We start from the raw sequence: 23,094 nt of genomic DNA on the forward strand, positions 1-23,094 counted from the left end.
CACATAGGTTTTAAACTGTTGAAAAATGAAAAAAATACTGATTATTGAGGATAACAAGGATGTCCGCGAGAATATGGCCGATATTCTGGAGCTTGCCAAGTATAATGTGAACACCGCGGAAGATGGTGAAATTGGGCTGACCATGGCCTGTCAACTAAAACCTGATCTTATTGTATGTGATATCATGATGCCAAAGCGTGATGGCTACGAAGTTTTGATGGAGTTGAACAAGCAAGATGATACTGCGGGGATACCGTTTATCTTTTTGACCGCAAAAACGGAAAGGACCGAAATGCGCAGGGGAATGAACCTTGGGGCCGATGATTATTTGACCAAACCCTTTGAGGATCATGAGCTTATTGACGCCATTGAATGCAGGATCCAAAAGAATGAGTTCTTACAGAAAAAAGTGCGCAAGGATGTTGAGGGAGTCCACGAATTTTTGAAGGAGGCCTCCGATTATCTCAATATTGAAAACATCTCCAGAAAGTATCGTGCAAGGAATTATTCCAAGAAGGAGTTTTTATACATGGAAGGAGATGCTGCCCATACCCTGTTTTTTGTGCAGCGGGGCGTCATAAAAACATATAAGTCCACCGAATCCGGAAAGGAGCTGGTAACGGGCCTGCACAAGACAGGGGATTTCTTCGGTCAACTTTCGTTGCTTAGTCAGGGGGGAAGGTACTTGGAGTCGGCCGAGGTGTTGGCAGAGGCCGAGGTATTTGGCATACCCAAGGAACAGTTTACACAATTGATCTTTGGGAACAAGGAAGTGGCCCAGAAGTTTATTGGGCTTATCTCCAACAATTTGATAGAGGTACAGGAGCAATTGGTGGATATGGCATATTCTTCTGTACGGAAAAGAGTGGCAAAGACCCTGCTTTCCATGCAGGATAAGGGAATGATAAAATCCGGGGCCAAGGAAGGCCTGGAAATTCCCAGAGAAGACTTGGCCGGAATAGTTGGCACTGCAACGGAGACCGCCATACGCACATTGACCGATTTCAGGGAAGAAGGTTTGATAGCCATGGGCAAGGCACGTCGCATTGTACTCTTGAACAAGGATGAACTGCAGCATGTTGCCGAATTTGGCTAATCCTTGGACACTCGTTAAAAATCCAAATAAGCTGACTCAAATCATTTTATATGATAGTTGAAACCTGCATATTTGGGACCATAGGATAGTATGTTCTAGAGGATAAAAGAAGAAGCATTTTGGCTCAGAAAATAATGGACAAACGTTTAAAAAGGACTCCCATGAATGCGACAAAATCAAATCCCAGGACCGCATTTTTGCTCGAGGTCGGACTGGAGAAACTTCATCAAGAAAGTCGTGAATGGCTTCGCACCATAGCTTTTTGGAAAGATGAAACCAGGTTTTTTGCCAGAATATTGAAGAAAAAGGATTTCAGGAACCACACTACTTCAGAATATGGCAAAATCTTGAACAATCTGGATAAGGTACATGCCGACCTTTTTGATTATTTAGCAGACGACATCATCGCACACGAAAAACTTCTTGCCCGAATAGTTCGTGCAGAGAAAGGCGCTTCACATGAAGAGTACCGGGACCAACACGGCAAGTTGAAATCGAGAATGGATACATTCACAGAGGATTTCAGGGCATTCAAAAAAATGGTGTTTGGTTATGTAACCGCCCTATAGCTATTGTCCGAACAGAATAATCCGCAGGACTTTCGTGCTATAGATTTATGTCCAATGCTATCGGGCAGTGGTCCGAACCATGTATCTCCGAAAATATTTGGATGGATTTTATTTTTTCCAATAGCCTTCGGCTAACCAAAAAATAGTCGATACGCCATCCCACATTTCGCTCCCTGGACTTAAAACGATAGCTCCAATAGGTATAGGCCACTTTTTCTGGGTGCAGTTCCCTAAAAACATCTACCAGCCCAGAACCGACGAAGTTGTCCATACCATCAATTTCTATTTGGGTATATCCGGCCGTTTTGTTGTAGTTGGCCTTATCATTTTTCAGGTCGATTGCCCTATGTGCCACATTAAAGTCACCACAGACTATAATGGGTTTTTTCTTTTCAAGAGCCTTCAAATACTCCAAAAAATCGGCATCCCATTGTTTGCGGTACTCAAGTCGGTCCAACTGCTGTCCGGAATTGGGAACATAAACGTTTACCAGATAAAAATCCCCATATTCCGCACATTGTATTCTCCCTTCGTTATCATGTTGGGCCACGCCCATGTCAAGCAAGACCTTTTCTGGTTTTTTCCTGCTCAATAGCGCCGTACCCGAATATCCTTTTTTCTCAGCTGAGTTGCAGTATAGTTCATATCCATCCGCACGGGACAGTGCACTTTGCACTTCATCGTCCTGGGCCTTGGTCTCCTGTATGCAAAGGATGTCGGGATGCAACTGCTTTATGGATTCAAAGAAGTCTTTTTTGATGGTGGCACGTATTCCATTGACGTTCCAAGAAACGATTCGCATTTTATCTATCTGTTTTCTATTGAATAAAGATAGGGCATACTACTTTTATGGCAAGCAAAATGCGGAGGAGGTATGAGTGTAATTACATATATGTGGTCAAAAATCGAAAAAAGTCCTTTTTAAGATTGGCGTAGATTAGGCGTTGGGATTCCATTTTGCTCCTTACTTGAACATGGTTTTTGCACAAGACCACGTTGAGCACCTCCTTCCCAGACTTACTTTGGCTGGCCATTTGTCCCTCATGTATATCAATACATTCTTTAAGATCCTCGATGGCCCCGCCGTGCAGGATAAACTCATTCTGAAAATGCTCCACTTTGGATAACACTTCCTTTTTGGTCCACCGCGTGACAAGTTCGCTCAATCGGTTGTTGAAACTTTTGAGTTCATCCTCCCAAAAGGCGAGTTCACTCCGCCATTGCCTATGTTCAAAATGCAAATTTTCATTGTATAGCACTTCCTTTTCCATGATGTTATGGTTTTATGCTGTTCCCTTTTTTTTTGTGTCATAGTTGGGTCATACGGTGGGCGTCACGTAGCTTGTTCATGCTTTCAATCAAGTAATTGCAGCTTTTGGAAAGGTCTTTTATCATCTGTTCAAATCTTATTTTCAAATACAACATTTTCCAACACCCATATCAAAACTAGTCCACATTGTAGAGGATTGAAATGATTCAGGTCATTTGGTCAATGCTTGGTAGGCACTTATTTTGATATAGTAAACCACATAACGATGAGAACACAGATAATCAGTTTGAAAAAGGTTTTGGTTGCCATGGCAATCTTCCTGTTTGCCGGATGTGGTCCCGTGGTATGGACCGCAAGCATACAGCATCCACCTCCACCTTGGTTTTACCCCAATAGGCTTGAAGTGGTCCGCTATGTCTATTTTCCAGAGTATAGCATTTATTATGACCTTACCACCCGTGTTTATCTCTATTTTGATGGAGGGATATGGGTACGTAGGACTACATTACCGCCCAGATATCGAACTTTGGATTTAAGCCGGGCGCGCTACGAAAGGATAAAGGGCTATCGAAACGATAATATTCAACCGTATCACCAAGAGCACAATGCCAACAGGGGAAGGAGCAATAGAAGTGGTGTCCGAAGAAACAACTGAGACCAATTACCCGAAATCTACCTTGTGATACTGGCGGTGTCCCTGATCACCAAAAAGGGAATTTTGATATGGAAACCTATCTGGTCAATATTTTGCCTGAGTAAAATACGCTCAAAGAAAGAATGTTTCCGATTCATCATCGCCAAAAGCTGGAATTCATTTTCTTCAATATGATCCAAGATGGCTTCGGGCAGCTTTTTGCCTGTTATTGCAACAAAGTTGTTCGGGATTTCATCCAAATTTCGCTCTAGGTATGTCTTGTTCTCTTTCTGTTCATCCGTCAATGGCTGCAAAGGCTCTTCATGTACGTGGAGCACTGTGATTTCGGCCAAATGTTCATCTGCCATTTCAATAAGTGTGTTTAGCTCCTTGTTTTTGTATCGTGACCATAGATCGGTCGGGAAAAGGATTTTCTTCAATTTTTTGTATCTGCTGTTTTCAGGTATGGTCAAAACAGGAATTCTTGCCTTTCGTATAACAAATATGGCATTGGATCCCAAAAACAATTGCTTGGCCCCGGTTGCACCTTTGGTGCCCATTACGATAAGGTCAATGTCCTTCTCATCAGCCAATCGGTTTATCTCATCCGTCAAAGTGTTGAAAGCCGATACTGTTTCAATGGTATGGTTTGGATTGGGAAATTTTTCTTGAATATCATTTAAGGTTTTTTCCAGTCCGGCAAGGGAAACATCAACCTTTATATCGGGGATGGCACTGTAAGCGGGGCCGCCAATCAGATAATCCATGCGGTAAAATACTGGGGTATAGGTATGCAACAGATAAAACTTGACAGTCTCTTCTTTGAAGAGCTCCATAGCGTAGCAAATGGCGTTCCATGCATTGGCGGAAAAATCGGTGGGTAGGATAATCTTTTTCATGGTGCGTTTATTTTATGTACCGGTGGGGAAGCGTATCAAAAGTACTTTCATAAATAATGGAAAACCATGATGCGTGTCAGTTACCGTTATATCGCCAAAGGGCGCTCGGATTGCTTTTTAGTCAAGGTATTCCAGACTTGGGTTGTATAGAAAATTCACAAAATCCCGGAATTGGGACAAACTTTGGGAATGACCAAGATCATTTTGGATGTTCAATTAAAGTAGCAACTTTAGGTCAGTACTAATTATTAAAAAAAAGATATCATGGCACTCAACTTTAATCAATATGCAACCGAGGGGAACACATTTTTGAAGGACTATGCAAAGCAATTGGGCCTTGAAAAGGATACGGAAAAAGCCGGAAGGATATTCGCATCAATAATGCATGCACTGCGGGAAATTATCCCTGTGGAAGAGTCGATGCAGTTTATTGCACAACTGCCCATGTTCTTGAAGGCAGTTTATGTAAACGGATGGAGGGTAAAGAAAAGAAAGCCGAAGATTAAGCGAATGGATGAGTTTGTTGAGCTGGTTAAGCAAATGGACGAGCCTGCCGCCATTAATGATTATGGGTACGAGAACGAACTTGCTGAAAAATATATAGACCTCACATTCATTTACCTCAGAAAGTACGTTTCATTGGGAGAGATGGAGGATATCCGGGATGGACTTCCAAAGGATCTAAAGAGTATGATATACTCCAATTTAATGTTTTAATTCATTGAAAATGAACTTATTGCTTGGCTTGGTGATATATGCCATTTTATTTCTTTTTGCCCAATATCTCAGAAAAATTAGTGCCTGAGCGTGGAGATCAAAATGATCAAGGTCATTGTGCATAAAATCAATCCAAGGTACATTGTCCTGTAAAATTAACGCCATGAAAAAACTAATTTTTTTATCACTCATCCTTGTGTTGCTTCCCTTCGTTGGAATCGCCCAAACCTTGGAAGCAATCAATAAGCCTAAAATAAAAGGACTTTCGGACGTCGCTCCCTTCAGCGAAGGGTTGGCAGCGGTTAGAAAAGGAGATCAATGGGGTTTTATGGACCATACCGGGGAACTGGTCATCGATTTCAGAGGTGATTTGGTTTGGAACCAAAATGCGGATGTCACGCGGAGCGATGTAAAAGGAATAGCTTATCCACAATTCAAAAATGGACTTTGCCCAATCAAAGAGATCAAAGATGAGGACATAGCTTATTATGGATTTATGGACACCAAGGGACAGGTCGTCATTAAACCTGACTACCTCAATCTGACCGAGTTTGAAGATGGAAAGGCGATAGGTGTTTTCTGCAGAAGAACGTTTCGGGGAAAGAATAGCTTTCAACTGAATATTTACGACTACACCTTCACAGAAGTTGTGCTCAACACGAAAGGTGAAATCATTTGGCCAATTGGTGAAAGGCAAGGCATTTCCATGAACAAGAAACGCTACGAAATGCCCGAACTTAAGGCCCATTTGATTTCGACGGACCTGTTATCGGTTAGGACGGAAGCCAATGGGTTGGAGATTCGTACCATAAACCATCAAGACCAACAGCCTTGAATTCAAGGATTTGTTTCCTTGGAGTTTCTTGGTAACACCTCTTCCGGGAAGGGGAACAGTATGGTCGAGTTCTTCTCAGCGGCAATGTTCGACAGGGTTTGATAAAGACGCAGTTTAATGGCAGAAGGGGATTTGTCAATTTGCAGACCTGCCTCCAAAAGCTTCCCGGCGGCCTGCTCTTCAGCTTCGGCAAGAATAATGCGGGCCCTTCTTGAACGCTCTGCCTCGGCCTGGTTGGCCATCATCCGTTTCATGTTCTCTGGCAATTGGATATCCTTGATCTTTACGTCGATGATTTCAATGCCCCAATGATGGGTTTCCGTTTCCACGATGCTTTTTATGTTCTTGCCCATTTCCTCACGTTTGGATAGGATCGGTATCCAGTTCCACTTTTCCACACACGTCACGAAGCGCGGCCTGTGAAAGCTGTGTGATGGCAAAATTGTATTCCTCCACTTCCAAAACCGCTTTCTCCGGATCGTTGATCTTAAAAAAAACCACCCCATCAATACTACAGGGCACATTATCCTCTGTCATCACCTCCTGGGAAACTATGTTTATGGTGATCACCCGTATATCCACCACTTGAATGGTCTCCACCAGTGGAATGATCCATCGGAATCCCGGCTGAAGTGTTTTGACATACTTGCCAAAACGGAATTTCAAAGCTCTTTTGTATTCGTAAACAATGCGGATTCCCGCCAGTAAAATGATGCCCACTAAAATGAAAAGAAAGAGAGGAATGTTCATGGCTAAATGTATTTAGGTTATGTGCAATACTTCTTATAATTTACGAAAAAAATGTGGCAATCGTAGTGGTAAAAGCTTTTAAAATCATTACTAGGACTGGGTTTTTTCCATAATTTTCACAATGATTGGCGCAGATGCCCTACCAATGTCGATTTTATTCCTTGTAATGGTTATGGTATAATGTGATGTTTAACAAAAGAAACCTAAGGATTGAGAAATTAGAGACTATCCACGGCTTTTTTAAGTTTGTCCCGCACCTCTTCGGCGATTCCGGCCAAGGCCTCATTTTTTATGCCCATCATTGAAGCTATGGGATCAACGGCAGCTACCTCTATGTTTCCTTTATCCGCTTCGCGGACAATGACATTGCAAGGCAACATGGTGCCAATCTTATCTTCTGCCTGGAGGGCTTTGTGGGCAAATGGTGGATTGCAAGCTCCTAGAATTGTATAGTTGGGAAAATTGACATCCTGTTTTTTCCTGAAGGTGGCCCGGATGTCAATTTCGGTGAGTATTCCAAATCCTTCACGATTCAAAGCCTCGATTGTCCTTTCAATGACCTCTTCAAAAGAGGAACCAGTCAATAGTTTGCTGAAATAGTATTCCATTTGGTTTTGTAATGATTTTTATGGTGTATGCCGCAAAACGAAAACAGGAAGCTTTTGGGCCTCCTGTTTCCTCCAATAGTTGTGACTGAATCTTTGCATTTTGTCCATGCTAATCCATTCTATTTCTAAAAAGACGTAGAACAGCCTTTTTACAAGGAATTTGCTCACAACCTATTGGCCTTACCACCTTATGGCAATAAGGGTTCCTTCTATTTTTTAAAGGACTGGAACAGTAGGGTGCTCCAGTCCTTCAATCCGGATATCGCAAATGCTTTTTGTCATCCAAATTGGAACGTAGCGAACACGTAGACTAAAAGATGTCAAGACCGACAGGATATTTGCGATATCCATTTATGACCGCTAAGGCATCGCTGCTTAGAAGTCTTTGCCATGTTTAAAAGAACATTGTTTTATATATAAGAAACCGGAACACCGAAATGTTCCGGTTCCAAAGAAGATGTTACGCTACCGAATGACCACTTACACTGGACCTTACTTAGGTTTATTGCTAAACCTTTTCTTGACTCAAAAGGTATAAAGGGTATCTGTAACCTCTTCTTTTTCCATAGATTTTTTATCCCCACGATCAAAAATCCATTGCTTGTTTTCAAAGAGCAAAATCAAATATGGAGCTAAAATAGGACTGAAAAACGGACTGCGAAATGACCCAGGTCAGTTGACCGTTTTTTTTCAGATTTTGTTATGTTCTGCACCGACCACTGGTAAAAGGTTTCTTGTGAAGGGGAATACCGAAAGTTATATCCCCATGGGAAATGATTATTGGCCACACCTATGAAAGATGAACTGTATGCCACTAATCCTTTCGTTGTTTCCCTGTTATTTCATGAATGTTGATTCGATATACGATCGGAGGATTATTATTCGCCTGTAGTTTGCTTGAAAATTCATGGATGAATTGCACATTTTTATCGGAATCGCGATTTATGAGGCTTTTCACCCCCTGTGCAAATTCATGAAGAAACCGTTTGGCATCTATCTGGTGGAGCTCTTCAAACTCCCCATGCGCCAAAACGGATTTCCATTGGTTCATGGATTCAATTTCATCCACCTGCAACGATACATACGGATTGTTTCGCATGGCATCAATTTTATGGCCCTCCAAGGAATAACTTATGATGCTGTCTTTTTTGTCCTCGTCAAAATAAAAATAGGTAATGGGTGCAACAAAGGGGACCTTGCCCGCCAAATAAGCCAATCTGCCCACATAATGGTTTTTGAGCAATTGGATGCAATCCTCATGTTTCAACGCTTTTATCATCATCTTGATTTTCCCCAAAATTAGAACGGAGTCCAGTTTCCTGTTATGATTTATGTCATACTGGAAAACTTATTGCCATGGCTTAGCATATTCTTTCAAATACGTATCTTTATATCAATCCCCAAAACGGCTTGAACAACAAATTCTCCACATGACCGGCGCACGCATACTGATTATTGAAGATGATACCTGTATCTTGGATAATATTGCAGAACTCTTGGAACTGGAAGGGTATGTGGTCTTTACCGCGAGCGATGGGAAGATTGGGATGGAAAAGATATTCCGTTCACCACCAGATCTTATTATCTGCGACCTTTTGATGCCCAAAATGGATGGACTAACCTTATTGCAAAAACTGGGAAAACACCCCAAACTGAAAAAGATTCCCTTCATTTTTTCCAGCGCCAAGTCGGAAAAAGTCGATATCAAACGGGGATTGGATTCGGGCGCAGACGACTACCTGGTAAAGCCTTTTGATTTGAAAGACCTGCTCAGGGCCATTGAAAAATGCTTGGCAAAACAAAAGTAAAGCCCTGCTGTGTTTTGGTTGTCACAGCACTAGTGTAAATATCTGGTTCAATTGGGGTATGGTGATGTGCCAACCAAAAACATCCATTAGCTTATTTTGAAATTTTTGGAGCACATCAGGTTCCCCATGTATCAAAAAGGTATTCTCGGGTATGTTCCGCAATTTCCCCAACCAATTCATAAGTTCTTGCTGGTCTGCATGGGCCGAAAGGCTTTCAAAATGAACCACACTTGCCTTTACGGAATGGTGCTTGCCGTATATCTTTAGTTCTTCGGTGCCTTCAAGCAGTTTCCTCCCTCGGGTTCCTTCCGCCATATATCCCACCAACAGTATTGTAGTGGTCGGTCTGTCCACCAATTGTTGTAAATACGTGAGAACCCGCCCTCCGGTGACCATGCCGCTGCCTGCAATTATTATTTTGGGCCTTGGGTCATCAATTGTTTCCCATGTTTCGCGATAGGATTGGATTATATTCATGTGCCCACACATGGCCCGGTATTCGTTGTGTGCCAATTGATGCCATTGTGGGTGTCTTTCAAAAACGGAAAGTACATCATTGCCCATGGGACTATCCACATAAATGGGAATGTTCGGAATCTTGTTCTTGCGATACATGTGCCATAGCAGGTACATGAGTGATTGTAATCTTTCTACTGCAAATGATGGGATGATCAGGTTTCCTTTTTGATGGATGGTTCGGTTGACCAAATCGGCCAATAGGGTTTCCACATCTTCCTCGGGATGGTCTTTATCGCCATAGGTGCTTTCCATGAAAAGATAATCGGCCCATTCCGGTTGCTCGGGGGGTGCCAATAAAGCATCATGTTGCTTGCCCACATCTCCAGAGAAAACGAACCGTTTTCCATAAATATCCATTTCAATGAAAGTGGCCCCGATAATATGGCCATTGTACCGGAATCGATATTTGATGTTTTCAGATAGGCTGTACCACGTATCCCGTTCTTTGGGGTTGAAGAATTTTATGGCAAATTCGGCTTCGCTAAGCGAATAGAATGGAAGCGCCGGGTCATGTTTGGAGTAGCCTTCGGCATTGGCCATTTGGGCTTCTTCCTCATGGATTTTGGCACTGTCGGAAAGAATGATTTCTGCAATATCCAAGGTAGGTGCGGTGCCATAAACCGGACCCCGAAAACCTGCCTTGAATAATCTGGGAAGGTATCCTGTGTGATCCAGATGTCCATGTGTGAGGAATACAGCGTCCAAGTTTTGGGGCACTATGGGCAAGGGGTCCCAGTTCCTTTGGCGCAATTCCTTAATGCCCTGGAACATACCACAGTCGACCATTATGTTTTTTTCGGGTGTTTCCAGATAGAATTTTGAACCCGTTACGGTGCCCGCTGCCCCGAGAAACTGTATCTTAATCGTGGGCATGTTGTCTCTGGTTAAGTGTGCAGAGCATTTTCATCTCTTCCAAGATTCTTTTTTTTCGCATATCGGAGATACCCAAGTGATCCAGGAAAAAGCGATCGCCCAACAGTTGTTGGCAGAGTACCACATCCCTACTCAATAAAAAATCTTTTTCCCTTTTGGTGAGTAGTGTGGATACGGTTATGGGGTAGAGGCCAAGATCATCTATGCGGTCCTTAAGCGCATTGCCCATTGGATGGTCCCAGCCCAACAAATAGAGTTTTGCACATTGGCCATACTGCAATGCGTCGGCAGTGAAACGGGTGTTCGTTACCAGCCAGCCTTCTTTCAGGAGTTTTTTGCCACGTGTCCCGTTCCAGCGTTTTTGCACATCCGTATACCTGCTGTGGATGTACAACGGGTCCTTTACACTGCACTTTTTGGTCTTGTCACTGTGAAACTTACATTCGACCAGTATGAAAAAATCACCGTTTTCCGCCAGCACATCTATTTCGTGCTTCACGCAGGATCCCTCCACCGTTTGGCCCACATCAACGGTGTACCCTGAATATTTCAATAGCTGCCCCACAAATTTTTCAAAAGGAAATCCTGTTGGCCCCAGCTCATAAATGGCTTTCTTCAATTTGTATTTTGAAGCGAAAATGGCGCGTTCTTTTTTCAACAATGCAAAGGCCCTGTTGTGTATTTCCTCTGTGGTTATTTTGGGATACAGTTCACTTTTTATGGTCTGTACTATGTGTTCCACGACCTGCTCACTGGCCCCTGATTTTTGTAGCGAGGCCTTGAGTTTTTTTAATGAGAAGGGGGCCTTTTCCCCGGTGGACTTGATTACCTCGAACGGTTCTTTCATACCATCAATCTTATAAAATGCATCCAAAAAGGTTGGATCCATCAATTAAGGTAACCCCAAACTTTTAGCTTTTCCATGACCTTTGTCATAAATGTCAAAACAAGCCTCCACTGATGCAGGTCATTGTGAACCAGGGACTTTACAGATACATTTGGATAAGAAATACAGATGGGCCCGGTGGGATCATCTTTTTGTTAACCTAAATACTAAAGTCATGAAAAAATTACTATGTGGTCTATTTATACTGGGCCTGACCATCCCAAGTTTCGCACAGGTCATAAAAACCGAGGAGCTTTCTGAAGTTGTTGTCTATGCCACAAACTATAAGTATTTGAACAATGTTGATACAGAAGAGGAGGCTTCCATTCCCGTAGAGATGCTTAGAAGAAAGGTGGCGGCATTCAATGTTCAGGAATCTGAGTACTATCAAGATGACTATGATCTTTACAACATCAACTTTTTTATTCCCGAGGGAAAGATTCTTGCTGCCTATGACAAGGACGGCAAAATAATCCGGACCGCTGAAAGGTTCAGGGACATAAACTTGCCCACTGCCGTAAAGGAAGCGGTATTGGATAGATTTCCGGAATGGACAATTACCAAGGACATTTATCTTGTAAATTATCACGATGAAAAAGGAGTTGCCAAAAAGTACAAATTGAAACTGGAAAATGGTGATAAGGTACTTCGGGTAAAGGTGGATGGCGAGGGTAATTTTCTATAAAGGAGGAAACAATCCCCTAATGTTAATCAAAAAAAATTGAATCATGTCAGTATTGAAAGTCATAGAGATTTTGGGAAACTCCACCGTTAGTTTTGAGGATGCGGTACAGAACATTGTGGATGAGGTGTGCAAAACGGTAAAAAATGTCAAATCGGTGTATGTGAAGGATATGCAGGTAACGATAAATGACAATCAAATTGCCGAGTACCGTGTAAATGCCAAGGTTACCTTTGGCATTATGGAAGATTAGACCGTTTGTTTGGTCTTTACAATATGGCCCGAAAGTAGCAGAGTTTTCGGGCCATATTTTTATTCCAGAGGTATTCCTACCTAAAAACGGGCAGGATTTGATCTTTAAAGATCAAATCCTGCCATGCAATTGGTCAACCACCTTAAGCCATTTCGGCCTCTTTTTCCTTGCGTCGGTTTTCCACAAGTTTCTCGATCAAATCGGGCACTTTTTCAAAGGCTGCTGAGAGTCCGTGTGCCTTTCCGGTTTCCAAGAAGGAGATCTCATCGTCCTTGGTCACCAAAAAGCCGATGGGTTCTATTCCCATACCAGCTCCGGCACCCATGCCTTGGCCTTTTCCTTTTTTGGGTTCGATGCCTTCACCGCCCCCTGAGCCAAAGCCCAATCCCACTTTAATGACGGGCACACATTTGAATTCTCCAAGCTCGAACTGCTCTCCGACAACGGTTTCAGTTTTTGCCTCAGACTTTATGAAGTCCGTAATTTTTCCCAGTAATTCTTCAAAATGTAAATCCATGGTTCTAAAATTTAAAAGTTAATAAATGATCTAATGATACGTATGGGCCTATTTCGCAATAATAGCTCCACGCGGTTCCTTCCTTCAAAGTTGATCTTGAATCCTCCTACATAATGATCTAGCAACACAAATGCGGGGTATAATTTCGCATTGGTAATACAATCACCTGTATCAAGGTCTATTTTTAATCGTTTTATGCTGAAGGATTTCAACAATCCAATGATTTTTTTTGGGGGAAATCCCCTTGTTTTCTTCTTTTCTTTCCTCTTCGTTTTTGGTTTTGGCACGCCCAGCTTTCTCAAGGGATAGAAGGAAAAGTTCTTAAAGGGCACTTTCAACCGTATTTTAATAATCTCCTCCTTGTCCGGTTCTATGCTTGCCTTGACCAACCCCTTCAATTGCACATAATATTGGCGACTGTTCGTATCAATATAAATCTCGAGGGGGATGAGCAGCAAGCCAACAACAAGCAGAATGAAGACCAAAACTATAATACCGAAGACCATAATCCCCTTTTTTGCAAAGGACGTGATAACCTTATGGAATCACAATGACGCAGATCATCCAATGACTGCATTCACTGGACTTTTTTGGCCTCTTTTTTCTGTTGTCGCTCCAGTTTTTTAAAGTAACCCCTTGTCAAAAAGTTATGCTTTAGGGCCTCCATGTTTTGGTTGAACTTTTCAGCGCCCATTTCGATATTGAGCATGGTGCTTTCCAATTGGTTTACCATGGTGGTGTCTTGGGAAAGATAGCGCAACGCACCTTTTCCACCCTTCACATCTTCCAACAACACCCCCAGGTCGCCCACGATTTTTTCTATTCCGTTACTCGAGTTTTCCAGATTGGAGATAATGCTACGCATTTGCTCACCCGAAATGCTGTCCGCTAGCAATACCCCGGCCGTGCTCTGCTCGAAATCAATGTTTTTTATCATGTTGTTGAGTGCTGCAAGGGTGGTGCTGGCCTCTTGGCTTGAATATTTAAGGTTGGTGATGGTATGCTTGAGGTCATTGGCCATTATGGTATCGTTCAAAAGCCGTCCCAAGGTACCCTTGCCCTGGGTGAGTGATTCTGTTACCTGCAAGAGTTCCGCGGTCAATAGTGCTGCATTTTCATTGGTGGTGTTAAGAGTGCTGAGCATATCCTGAGATGCAATCTTACTGTACGATTTCAGCTGGTCGCCCGGTTCCACCAGATCTGCATCGCCTTTTCCGGGGACAATGTTTACCAGCATACTGCCCACCAAACCGTCCGATCCTATTGTTGCCACCGCATCCTTCTTTATATGGGCACTCATTTTTTCTTCGATGATCATGTGGACTTTAATGGTGGTATCATTGATCATTTCAATGCGACTTACCGTGCCCACATTGATTCCGGAAAAACGCACGTTATTTCCATTTTGAAGGCCATTGGTGTTTTTGAAGACCGCGCTCAAAGGAAAGGTGTCCCCGAACATGTTCTGTCTATTGCCAATTAGATAGGCAGCAGTCACCAGCAGTAGGGTGCCGATGATTACAAAAATGCCCAGTCGTATATTTTGTGCCGTTGTTTTTTCCATGGTTCTATTTTTTAAAAAAGGCTTCTACCTTGGGGTCGGTGGAGGCCGATAGTTGCGCAAAAGTGCCTTCTGCATAATTGATGCCGTCGACCAAGAGTATCATCCGTTCCGATATCACCCTGGCGCAGTCAACGTCGTGGGTGATTATGAGGGATGAGGTGTTATATTTTCTTTGGATACTTCGCATAAGCTCGATGATTTCCTTTGCGGTGATAGGGTCGAGTCCACTTGTTGGCTCATCGTACAAGATCACTTTTGGTTTAAGGATCAAGGTCCTTGCCAGGGCCACCCGCCGTTTCATTCCCCCAGAGAGCTCAGCGGGCATGAGGTCCATGGTATGTGCCAGGCCAACATTTTCCAGGGCTTCCAAGACCAAGGGCCTGGTATCGGATACATTGCCCAATTTTTCCTTATGCCTTCTCATGGGGAATTCCAGGTTTTCGCGAACGGTCATGGAATCATACAGTGCACTGCCTTGGAAAAGAAAACCAATATCGGCCCTAAGGGCATCCAATTGGCCTTGGTCCAAGGTGTTTACTTCTTGTCCCATTACTTCAATGTATCCGCTGTCGGGTTGCATTAATCCCACAAGACATTTGATCATTACGGATTTTCCAGATCCGGATTTTCCCATGACCACAAGATTCTCACCTTCATGCAGTTTTAGGTTGAAACCATTGAGCACATGGTTGTCACCAAAGCTTTTGCGCACATCTTTTATATGGATGACCAAATTCTTTTCCTTATCGGATACCGATGCTGGTTTTTCTATCTGCGCCATGTGTTTTATCTTTTCCATGTTATAGGTCATAAAATATATCCGAAACAAAAACTGCAATAAAATCGACAACAAACAACAGCAACGAAGCGGTAACCACAGCCGTATTGGCTGCGACACCCACACCAGCAGTGCCCTTCTTACTGTAATACCCTTTGTAGCAGCCCACAAGACCTATCACAAAGCCAAAAAAGAACGACTTGATCGAGGCAGGGACCAGGTCCCCAAACCCCAAAGCATCAAAAACGGTATTGAAATAAAGTTGAAATGACACATCGCCCTTCAAATTTTCCACTAGGGCAGAACCATAGAGTGCGATTACATCACCAAAAATCACCAAAAGTGGCAACATCAATGTAGTGGCCAAAATGCGGGTGACCACCAAGTATTTGAAGGGATTGGTCCCCGAAACTTCCATGGCGTCAATTTGTTCGGTGACCCGCATGGAACCCAACTCCGCACCAATGCCGGAAGCGATTCGCCCAGCACAGATAAGAGCCGTTATCACGGGACCTATTTCCCGCACAATGGAGATACCCACCATGTTCGGCATCCAAGAAACTGCTCCAAACTCAATAAGTGTAGGCCTTGATTGCAAGGTGAGCACTAGGCCAATAATGAAACCCGTTACACCCACCAACACCAATGAGCGGTTGCCCATGTGGTAACATTGGCGGAGCAGTTCCTTAAATTCAAAGGGGGGTTTAAGGGCCTCCTTAAAGAAACGGCCTGCAAAATGGGAGAGTTCGCCAGTCTCAATAACAAAGTTTTTGACACCTTTGAGCACTGTATTCGCCCTACTGTTCACCGTTTCCTGCAAGGTTGCCATAATACCAAAGGTACTTTTTGCGAAGCCGGTGGGAAATGATGAAAATCATACGGTCAAACTAAAACCGACGGTACCCGGAGAGGCGTGATAGGTTTGGAAAACAGGGACGAATTGGCAAAAGCTCTTACTACCTTGGGGTGACGCAATGAATTCCATGGATGTGCCTCAAAATTGATGGCATCTAATCAAACAGAATTTTTAAGGTAGCATTTGGGGTTATGCCCAAGGATTGCTGTATTACCTGCTGGGCACTTTCCTGGGCATTCAATCGATAAAAAGTGTTGATGGGATTCTCCCGGTTTAACAGGTTCCAGACCGATATTCCAGCATGTATACCCGTATTTTTGGAAAGCCTTGTCTTGTAAATGGCCGAAACATCCAACCGCAAATAATCCTCCAACGCGTTGGCATTTGCCACGTCATAGTTGACTTCACCATCCACTACCTCATTTCCATCAATGGGAGAGGTAAAAGGTTTTCCGGTTCTCCAGTTGACGCCTGCCGCTAAATGTAATGTGCGCGTGGATAGGGTTAAGCCTGAGGAAACCGAATGGGTAATGTCGAAATTACTTCTGAAGGTGGTTTCATCAAGTTCCTCAAAGGTATATTCGCTATTCAGATACCCATAGCTCAGCCACAGGTTCCAATTTTGGAGCTGTTTTCTGAGGAGCAGTTCCACCCCTTGGGCATTATATTTTCCAGAAGTTCTTGAAAATTCATACCGGTCCAAAAATCCTTGGCTCTGTGTGGTGATTCCCTCCACTTCCTTCAAAAATCCCACCACGTGGGCCAACCAGGTTCCTTGTTTGTAACTCAGGCCCAAAGATCCCTGTTTGCTTTGCACAATGGGAATTTCCGAATCATTGGAAAGCTGCCAACGTCTTTTTTCAATGCCCAAAAAGTCATTTTGAAAGTTGATTACCTGTGAGGTGTTTTGGTGTTTGAACTCCCCCAAAACCTCCAAATTGAACCAGTCCAAAAATCGTTGGTTAAAACTCAGCCTGGGTTCCCAAAGCTGTCTTTGGAACTTATCAAGATAATTGAACCTTACGCCCGCATTTATGGAGGTTCCATTGTCGGGTGTGGCCCAGTCCATTTCCGTGAAAACTCCGTGGGCCCGCAATACCTCCCCGTCCAACCTGCGAAAGATGGGATCATCCACATCATCCAAGTTGGTAATCTTGGTTTCTGTGAAATGATAGCCGTTGCTCCATCCGAAATTCTCAAACAGGCTAAGCTTCGCTATGGCACGGATTCCTGTTTCCGAAACGATGTTTTCTTGTAAAAAACGTTGATTCTGGAGTACATTGGCGTTTACGGCCTTGAGTTTATAATCGGTTTCGTAAATGGTCAGTTCTGTGGCAAAATTTGATTTCCATTGACGGGTATAGTGCAATCCGCCGGCTATACTGTTTTGGTCCAAACTACTTTCCCTTATTTCCTCACTTCCGGCAACAAGTGCGTTTTCGTCGAACACTACTTGATTGGCGGTATAGATGAAATTCAATCGTACAAAGTCTTTGTCACTGGGTTGATACAACAGTCGGAATGAGGTGTCATAGAAATCAAATTCAACATTGGAGTTGGTGACGGCTCCAACATTGCTGTCAATTTCCGTGTCCCTGGTGATGCGATCGAAGTACTCGGAATAGGTGGGGGTTTCAAAAAAATCGCTAATCGCCTTTCGGGCAGCCACCTGCACCGAGGCATTTTTGCCCAGAGGCGCATCTATGAACCCATTGGCATCGATCAGATTGATGCCAAGACTGCCTTTTAGTGCAGGGTTTATTTTCTTGTCCGTGGCCATGGCTATGGTCCCTGAAACCCCATCGGTAAAGGCTGTTGATGTACCATTTTTCTGTAGGGTCACCTTTTGGGTGATTTGTGGATTGTACATGGAGATGAGTCCGAAAAAATGCCCAGACTGATACATTTTGATATCATCCCAAAGTATAAGGTTCTGATCATGGCTGCCCCCCCGAATGTTGATATTGGAAACGGTTTCGTCTATGCTCTGGATTCCTGGAAGGGCCTGTACCGATTGCAGGACATCTTCTTCCACCAGACCGGGCAGAATGGAAAACTTATCAAAATCCAACTGAAATGAACCATTGTCCAATTTGTCCATTCCTCGAATGAGATAGTCGGAGAGGATAATTTCTGGCAACTGCTGCTGGTCCGGCACTAAATAGATTGTGCCACAATCCTTTGTATTGAAGAATTTGAATTCCCTCCTCAGGGTTTTGTGGCCAATGTGTCGGATAAGGACCATGTCCGAAACGGTGGCTATCGGTAATTCGAAATAGCCTTCTTCATTGGAAACCGTTCCTGCTCTCCTGGACTGGACCGTGGTATAAGGTAGAGGCTCCCCAGTATCCTTGTCGAATAGAAATCCACATAGTTTTAAGGGTTCAGCGGTTATGGAAATCACCGTATCCGAAACAAAACCAAAGTCCAGTCCGGTAGATTCTTTAAGATAGGTGAGCACCTCATCGAGATCAAGGTTATCCCCCGGTCTTTTTATATGTATGTTTTCAACAAGTTGGGAAGCGTAGTTAAACTGGACCTGAAATCGTTCTTGCAGTTGGGTCAGTACCGACACAAGAGGTTCATCCGCTTGGGTCCGTTGTCCAAAGGAGGATATACTGAAAAGTATGGTTAGGGTATGAAAAAGAAGAATAAGTTTATTTCTCACGAGGTTTTACCCTGACTTTATCTGTTTCTATAAATGTGTGGTCCAGGTTTAAGGGTTCACAAATCGATTTCAGGGCATTCTCCAAGTTGTCATGTACAAAACCACCGGTAAAAAGTTGGTAAGTGTCCACATTCTCCAGGTTGATTTCCACGTCATACTGTCGTTCAAGTTCGGCAAAAACCTCTGAGACCTCGACCCTTTCAAAATTACTGATATTCTTGGTCCATTGGGCAATGGAATACATGTTCTTTCCTGTGGAGATGCTGCCGTTCAAAAGTCTAACATTGTCACCTTCCTGAAGGATGGTCTCGTGGTCACCTGAATTTACTCTCACAGTGCCTTCAAAACATCGTACCTCAAAAAAACCGCCCCGTTGTTTAACATTGAATTCAGTACCGAGCACGCTGACCGTACCAGTTGGAGTGACCACATCAAATTTTGCTCCCTTGGCCACATCAAAAAAGGCTTCCCCTTGCAATTGGATTTCCCTTTTCTGATTCCATTTTTTCTCGTTATAGGCAATTTCAGAAAGAGCGTTCACATTAACCACGGAAGCATCGGGAAGAGTAATGGTTATCTTTTCACCAATATGGGTTTCAACTTTGGTCAAATTTTCATACAAGAAAAAATAATACATGGCAAATCCAAGAACAAAGACACTGGCTATGCGCATCAATGGCCTCACCCAGTTCAATGTTCTGACCTTGGTGTGCGATACGACCAAATGCTCCTTGAACGTTTTGTAATCATCAACCCTTGAAAATTGGGATGCTTTGAAAGCAGAGGCATCCATTGCTATCCTTTTCAAAAAAGCAGTGTCTTCCAAGGCCTCAAAGGCTTTGGACTCCTCTGGGGTAAGCTCGTCGGCCAACCATTTTTCTATCAAGTAGTCCTTGTCCATAAATTGTCCTTTTGCCTATATAACAACTTAAAGGTATTTTTTCCTGACTATTTTATCTTAAAACTTTCCAATTCTGTTCTCAGCACATTGAAAGCACTGTAAATTCGATACTCCACCACCTTTCTGGTTACCCCAAGCATTTCGGCAATTTCCTCGTGTTTTTTTCCTTCAACCTTGTTCAACAGGAAGGCCGTTCTCTGCTCTTCCGTCAATCCGGCGAGCACCTCTTGGTATTTTTTATAGTATTCTTCCTGCTCCATCAAGAATTCAGGAGATTCATTGGTTTGATGTTTCGGATTGAGGGATTGGTATTTTAATACTACCTTTTGATGTTTCACTTCGTTGAGCATCAAATTATTGGCAACGGTATACAAAAAGGATTTGGCCTTATCAACGGTGACCTTCTTGCAATTTTCCCAGAGCTTTATGAACGCCTCTTGGATCTTGTCACTGGGATTAAGTCTATCCCCATACTTATAGTATAGATAGTCGTGGAGGTTTTGCGAGAGCCTTTCATAGAGACCGGCAAATACGGTTTCTTCACAGACATCCTTATGCAATTCGCGCTTCAAATGGTTCAGTTTGGTTCAACCCAAATGTACAAAATCAAAGTTTTTATTTTTTTTTCAGGAATTTTTAAGGCTGTGTTGTTTTATAGTCAAACACTTGTGAACAAAAACGTAAATGCTATGAAAGAAATTTGGAAACGCTTATTCTTATTATTGATTTTGGCCCTGGCCATGTTTGCGACCTCTTGCCGGGAAGAGGAATCCGTACTTATAGAATCACCTCCGGGAGAAACCCTTGAGGCCAACTCCAGCATAGCTGGTCTTTTGCGGAACACAGCCGCCAAAGATGGGTCCGATGACAATATCATAGACAATGCAAGTTGTATATCTATTGAACTTCCCGTTACCGTGATGGTGGATGGGTTGGAGATTATTGTTGATTCCCAATCCGATTTTGATACCATCGAGGACATTTTCGATGAATTTGATGACGACGATGATGTCCTTGAAATTGTGTTTCCCATCACTATTATCCTGAATGACTTTTCCGAGGTGGTGATTGCCGATCAAGATGAATTGGAAAGCTTCACCGATGATTGTTCCGGCGAGAACGAGATTGACGACGACATTGAATGTGCCGATATCAAGTATCCTGTTACAGCCTCTGTTTTTAATTCCAACAATGAGATCATAGACACCATTTCGTTGTCCAGCGATGAGCAGCTCTATAAGTTTATCGATGATTTGGATGAGGATGATATTGTAAATGTGAATTTCCCAATCACTGTCATTCTATTTGATGGTACAGAAGTGCAAGCTTCCAATTTGGACGATTTGGAGAATATTCTGGAAAATGCCAAGGACGATTGTGATGAGGATGATGACAACGATTTTAATGATGATGATTGTGACAATTGCACCACAGATCAACTTTCTGATGTGCTGACCGGTTGTTCCGACTGGTGGGTTGATAAATTGGAGCGTAACGACCAAGACTTGGAAGATCTTTACACCGGATATTCATTCAATTTCCTTGTAGATGGAACCCTTAGTGCGGTATCCAGCACCGATTCATTTTCTGGCACTTGGGAGACCAGCGGTTCCGGCAACAGTATTGCCGTAGTGGTCAATATCCCAAACCTGACCGATTTCAATGCCACTTGGAACTTACATGAAATAGAGCAAAACTCATCGGAAAGTGATGTGGACCTACGATTGGGTGATGACCGCCTACGGTTCAGGACCAACTGTGCCTCCAGCGGAGGTGGCGGAACGGTAGGTGTGGATGACACTGCCTTGATCCAGGTATTGACCACAGGGGACTGGTATGTGACCAACTATTTCGACGATGTGGATGAAACTGCACTCTTTGATGGCATGGTTTTCAACTTTGCCGATGATGGTTCTGCCACGGCCAATAATGCAGGGACCATTACCAATGGAACATGGGCCACAGGGTCAGGCGACGAAACGGACCTTGAGTTGAACCTGAATTTCGGCATGAATGTTCCATTCGACGAGCTAATGGAGGATTGGGATGTTTTGGAGGCCACCAATGATATCATCCGGTTAAAGGACATAAGTGGGGGAGATGGCACTACCGATTTCCTAACTTTTGAACGAAATCCATCAAGCAATGGCAATGGAGGTGTGGACCTAAGCACGATCATAGTGGATGGTACTTGGACCATTTCCTCCTATTTGGATGACGGGATCGATGAGACTGCCAACTTCAGTGCATTCACTTTTAATTTTGATGGTAGTGGAACAGTGGTTGCCGACAATGGCAGTATAACCAATGGCACATGGTCGGTCCAAAATGGGGACAACAAGTTTGTACTGGATTTTGGCGCTGCAATGCCCTTGGATGAATTTAACGACGACTGGGATGTTATTTCAGTTACCGATACCCAACTCGAGCTTCGCGACGTTAGTGGCGGAGGTGGAGGAACCGACACTCTAATCTTTACTAAACAATAAACACAAATAAGAATACCATGAAAAAATACATTTTAAACCTGGGAACTTTGGCTGCCATCCTATTGATCGGTGCTTGCTCCACGGATAGTGAAAACGATGATAATGGAAACCTTGCCCAGCTGCAGGCCGATGTGGAGGAGATAACCAACACCGCTACCTCAGCTACTTGGACGGTCACAAACTTTGTGGATTCCGGTAAAAACGAAACAGCCGACTTTAATGGCTATGGTTTCACCTTCAATGAAGATGGGAGTTTGGTAGCGGACAATGGAAGTACCACCGTAACGGGCACCTGGTCGGTGACCATAGATGATGACTCCAGTGACGACTCCAACGATGATAGCTCCAATAGCAATCTAGATAATGATTGTAGTGGTTGTACCGTGGAACAGCTCACTGAGGTGTTGACAGGTTGTTCCGATTGGTTTGTGGAAAAATTGGAACGGGGCGATGCGGATTTGGAAGCCGCCTTCACTGGATACGATTTCAATTTTTCTTCGGATGGAAGCATTACGATCACCACGGGTTCAGATACTTTTTCGGGTACTTGGGAAGCTACCGGTAGTGGAAATAACATTCAAGTTGTCTTGGCAATAGCCGACTTGTCCGACATCCCAGATACATGGACCCTGCATGAAATTGAGCTTTACAACGGGGAATCCAACGTAGATCTAAGGATCAATGGCGAAGACCGCCTCCGTTTCAGAAATGGTTGCACGCTTGGCAACTTCAATGGAGGGCAGACCACGGGTGAAATAGATTTCAACATATTTTTTGCCGCTCCGGCCGACTTTGCCGAGCTCACGGAAGATTGGAACATTGTTTCATATTCTGCCAATAAAATTGAGCTGATACACGAGAGTGGCGGAGATGGCGACATAGATTTGTTGACTTTTGAAAAATAGGAGAACTCAATCTATAT

The 23,094-nt window shown here is 43.4% G+C and carries 27 protein-coding genes; 10 read left to right on the forward strand and 17 right to left on the reverse strand.

Annotation, left to right across the window (positions count from 1 at the left end):
- Positions 1-25: 25 nt before the first annotated feature.
- A complete protein-coding gene (locus tag K7G75_RS06410) occupies positions 26-1,096 on the forward strand; it encodes a response regulator (RefSeq protein WP_222983386.1) in 1,071 nt (356 codons plus the stop codon).
- A gap of 161 nt (positions 1,097-1,257) precedes the next feature.
- The gene (locus K7G75_RS06415) at positions 1,258-1,665 is read left to right on the forward strand and encodes a hypothetical protein (protein WP_222983387.1); all 408 of its coding nucleotides are present in this window, start codon (positions 1,258-1,260) and stop codon (positions 1,663-1,665) included.
- A gap of 37 nt (positions 1,666-1,702) precedes the next feature.
- Here K7G75_RS06415 and K7G75_RS06420 read toward each other — a convergent pair whose 3' ends face one another.
- Entirely contained in the window at positions 1,703-2,467 is a 765-nt protein-coding gene (locus K7G75_RS06420; RefSeq protein ID WP_222983388.1) for an exodeoxyribonuclease III, read from the reverse strand.
- Between the two features lie 82 nt (positions 2,468-2,549).
- On the reverse strand, positions 2,550-2,936 hold the full coding sequence (locus K7G75_RS06425) for a hypothetical protein (protein WP_222983389.1): 387 nt from the start codon (positions 2,934-2,936) through the stop codon (positions 2,550-2,552).
- Positions 2,937-3,200: 264 nt separating this feature from the next.
- On the opposite strand from K7G75_RS06425, the gene K7G75_RS06430 reads away from it, so the two are divergent.
- The gene (locus tag K7G75_RS06430) at positions 3,201-3,590 is read left to right on the forward strand and encodes a hypothetical protein (RefSeq protein WP_222983390.1); all 390 of its coding nucleotides are present in this window, start codon (positions 3,201-3,203) and stop codon (positions 3,588-3,590) included.
- Positions 3,591-3,607: 17 nt separating this feature from the next.
- On the opposite strand, the gene K7G75_RS06435 is transcribed toward K7G75_RS06430, so the two are convergent.
- Entirely contained in the window at positions 3,608-4,468 is an 861-nt protein-coding gene (locus tag K7G75_RS06435) for a universal stress protein (RefSeq protein WP_222983391.1), read from the reverse strand.
- 264 nt (positions 4,469-4,732) lie between these two features.
- Here K7G75_RS06435 and K7G75_RS06440 point away from each other — a divergent pair, with 264 nt between their 5' ends.
- Positions 4,733-5,185 carry a DUF2267 domain-containing protein gene (locus tag K7G75_RS06440; protein WP_222983392.1) on the forward strand — a complete coding sequence of 151 codons (453 nt, stop codon included), beginning with the start codon at positions 4,733-4,735 and terminating at the stop codon, positions 5,183-5,185.
- A gap of 163 nt (positions 5,186-5,348) precedes the next feature.
- Positions 5,349-6,020 (forward strand): WG repeat-containing protein, encoded by a 672-nt coding sequence (locus tag K7G75_RS06445; protein ID WP_222983393.1) that lies wholly within the window; start codon positions 5,349-5,351, stop codon positions 6,018-6,020.
- Between the two features lie 2 nt (positions 6,021-6,022).
- Here the strand turns inward: K7G75_RS06445 and K7G75_RS14750 are convergent, their stop codons facing one another.
- The 4 genes from K7G75_RS14750 to K7G75_RS06460 all read right to left on the reverse strand — a co-directional run bounded on the left by K7G75_RS14750 (position 6,023) and on the right by K7G75_RS06460 (position 8,657).
- Positions 6,023-6,373 carry an SPFH domain-containing protein gene (locus tag K7G75_RS14750; RefSeq protein ID WP_262420253.1) on the reverse strand — a complete coding sequence of 117 codons (351 nt, stop codon included), beginning with the start codon at positions 6,371-6,373 and terminating at the stop codon, positions 6,023-6,025.
- 4 nt (positions 6,374-6,377) lie between these two features.
- Positions 6,378-6,770 carry an SPFH domain-containing protein gene (locus K7G75_RS14755; RefSeq protein WP_262420254.1) on the reverse strand — a complete coding sequence of 131 codons (393 nt, stop codon included), beginning with the start codon at positions 6,768-6,770 and terminating at the stop codon, positions 6,378-6,380.
- Between the two features lie 218 nt (positions 6,771-6,988).
- Positions 6,989-7,378 (reverse strand): DUF302 domain-containing protein, encoded by a 390-nt coding sequence (locus K7G75_RS06455; RefSeq protein WP_222983394.1) that lies wholly within the window; start codon positions 7,376-7,378, stop codon positions 6,989-6,991.
- Between the two features lie 814 nt (positions 7,379-8,192).
- Positions 8,193-8,657 carry a pyridoxamine 5'-phosphate oxidase family protein gene (locus tag K7G75_RS06460; protein WP_222983395.1) on the reverse strand — a complete coding sequence of 155 codons (465 nt, stop codon included), beginning with the start codon at positions 8,655-8,657 and terminating at the stop codon, positions 8,193-8,195.
- Positions 8,658-8,808: 151 nt separating this feature from the next.
- On the opposite strand from K7G75_RS06460, the gene K7G75_RS06465 reads away from it, so the two are divergent.
- Positions 8,809-9,186: a response regulator gene (locus tag K7G75_RS06465; RefSeq protein ID WP_222983396.1), complete on the forward strand. Its 378-nt coding sequence runs from the start codon at positions 8,809-8,811 to the stop codon at positions 9,184-9,186.
- Positions 9,187-9,207: 21 nt separating this feature from the next.
- On the opposite strand, the gene K7G75_RS06470 is transcribed toward K7G75_RS06465, so the two are convergent.
- Positions 9,208-10,578, reverse strand: coding sequence for an MBL fold metallo-hydrolase RNA specificity domain-containing protein (locus K7G75_RS06470; RefSeq protein WP_222983397.1), 1,371 nt, complete (start codon positions 10,576-10,578; stop codon positions 9,208-9,210).
- Positions 10,565-11,425, reverse strand: a complete 861-nt coding sequence (locus tag K7G75_RS06475; RefSeq protein WP_222983398.1) for an ATP cone domain-containing protein — start codon at positions 11,423-11,425, stop codon at positions 10,565-10,567. Before K7G75_RS06475 ends, K7G75_RS06470 begins: the two co-directional genes overlap by 14 nt.
- Before the next feature lie 214 nt (positions 11,426-11,639).
- Between K7G75_RS06475 and K7G75_RS06480 the strand changes: the two genes are divergently transcribed.
- Positions 11,640-12,149, forward strand: coding sequence for a nicotinate-nucleotide adenylyltransferase (locus tag K7G75_RS06480; RefSeq protein WP_222983399.1), 510 nt, complete (start codon positions 11,640-11,642; stop codon positions 12,147-12,149).
- A gap of 43 nt (positions 12,150-12,192) precedes the next feature.
- Complete coding sequence (locus K7G75_RS06485; protein ID WP_222983400.1) at positions 12,193-12,399, forward strand: dodecin family protein; 207 nt, start codon at positions 12,193-12,195, stop codon at positions 12,397-12,399.
- Positions 12,400-12,541: 142 nt separating this feature from the next.
- Here K7G75_RS06485 and K7G75_RS06490 read toward each other — a convergent pair whose 3' ends face one another.
- The 8 genes from K7G75_RS06490 to K7G75_RS06525 all read right to left on the reverse strand — a co-directional run bounded on the left by K7G75_RS06490 (position 12,542) and on the right by K7G75_RS06525 (position 20,255).
- Positions 12,542-12,916, reverse strand: a complete 375-nt coding sequence (locus K7G75_RS06490) for a GerW family sporulation protein (RefSeq protein ID WP_222983401.1) — start codon at positions 12,914-12,916, stop codon at positions 12,542-12,544.
- Between the two features lie 11 nt (positions 12,917-12,927).
- Positions 12,928-13,422, reverse strand: coding sequence for a hypothetical protein (locus tag K7G75_RS06495; RefSeq protein WP_222983402.1), 495 nt, complete (start codon positions 13,420-13,422; stop codon positions 12,928-12,930).
- 71 nt (positions 13,423-13,493) lie between these two features.
- Positions 13,494-14,480: an MlaD family protein gene (locus tag K7G75_RS06500; protein WP_222983403.1), complete on the reverse strand. Its 987-nt coding sequence runs from the start codon at positions 14,478-14,480 to the stop codon at positions 13,494-13,496.
- A gap of 4 nt (positions 14,481-14,484) precedes the next feature.
- Positions 14,485-15,261: an ABC transporter ATP-binding protein gene (locus tag K7G75_RS06505; protein WP_222983468.1), complete on the reverse strand. Its 777-nt coding sequence runs from the start codon at positions 15,259-15,261 to the stop codon at positions 14,485-14,487.
- A 19-nt stretch (positions 15,262-15,280) separates the two neighbouring features.
- Positions 15,281-16,087 (reverse strand): MlaE family ABC transporter permease, encoded by an 807-nt coding sequence (locus tag K7G75_RS06510; protein WP_222983404.1) that lies wholly within the window; start codon positions 16,085-16,087, stop codon positions 15,281-15,283.
- Between the two features lie 181 nt (positions 16,088-16,268).
- Positions 16,269-18,782 carry a TonB-dependent receptor plug domain-containing protein gene (locus K7G75_RS06515; protein ID WP_222983405.1) on the reverse strand — a complete coding sequence of 838 codons (2,514 nt, stop codon included), beginning with the start codon at positions 18,780-18,782 and terminating at the stop codon, positions 16,269-16,271.
- Positions 18,772-19,683 (reverse strand): FecR family protein, encoded by a 912-nt coding sequence (locus tag K7G75_RS06520; RefSeq protein WP_222983406.1) that lies wholly within the window; start codon positions 19,681-19,683, stop codon positions 18,772-18,774. Before K7G75_RS06520 ends, K7G75_RS06515 begins: the two co-directional genes overlap by 11 nt.
- Positions 19,684-19,730: 47 nt before the next feature.
- Complete coding sequence (locus K7G75_RS06525) at positions 19,731-20,255, reverse strand: RNA polymerase sigma factor (RefSeq protein WP_222983407.1); 525 nt, start codon at positions 20,253-20,255, stop codon at positions 19,731-19,733.
- Between the two features lie 117 nt (positions 20,256-20,372).
- On the opposite strand from K7G75_RS06525, the gene K7G75_RS06530 reads away from it, so the two are divergent.
- Together K7G75_RS06530 and K7G75_RS06535 are read left to right on the forward strand one after the other, a co-directional pair.
- Complete coding sequence (locus tag K7G75_RS06530; RefSeq protein WP_222983408.1) at positions 20,373-22,172, forward strand: hypothetical protein; 1,800 nt, start codon at positions 20,373-20,375, stop codon at positions 22,170-22,172.
- A 17-nt stretch (positions 22,173-22,189) separates the two neighbouring features.
- Entirely contained in the window at positions 22,190-23,077 is an 888-nt protein-coding gene (locus K7G75_RS06535) for a hypothetical protein (protein ID WP_222983409.1), read from the forward strand.
- Positions 23,078-23,094: the final 17 nt, after the last annotated feature.

It is taken from the genome of Flagellimonas meishanensis, assembly GCF_019880545.1.
GTDB lineage: Bacteria > Bacteroidota > Bacteroidia > Flavobacteriales > Flavobacteriaceae > Flagellimonas > Flagellimonas meishanensis.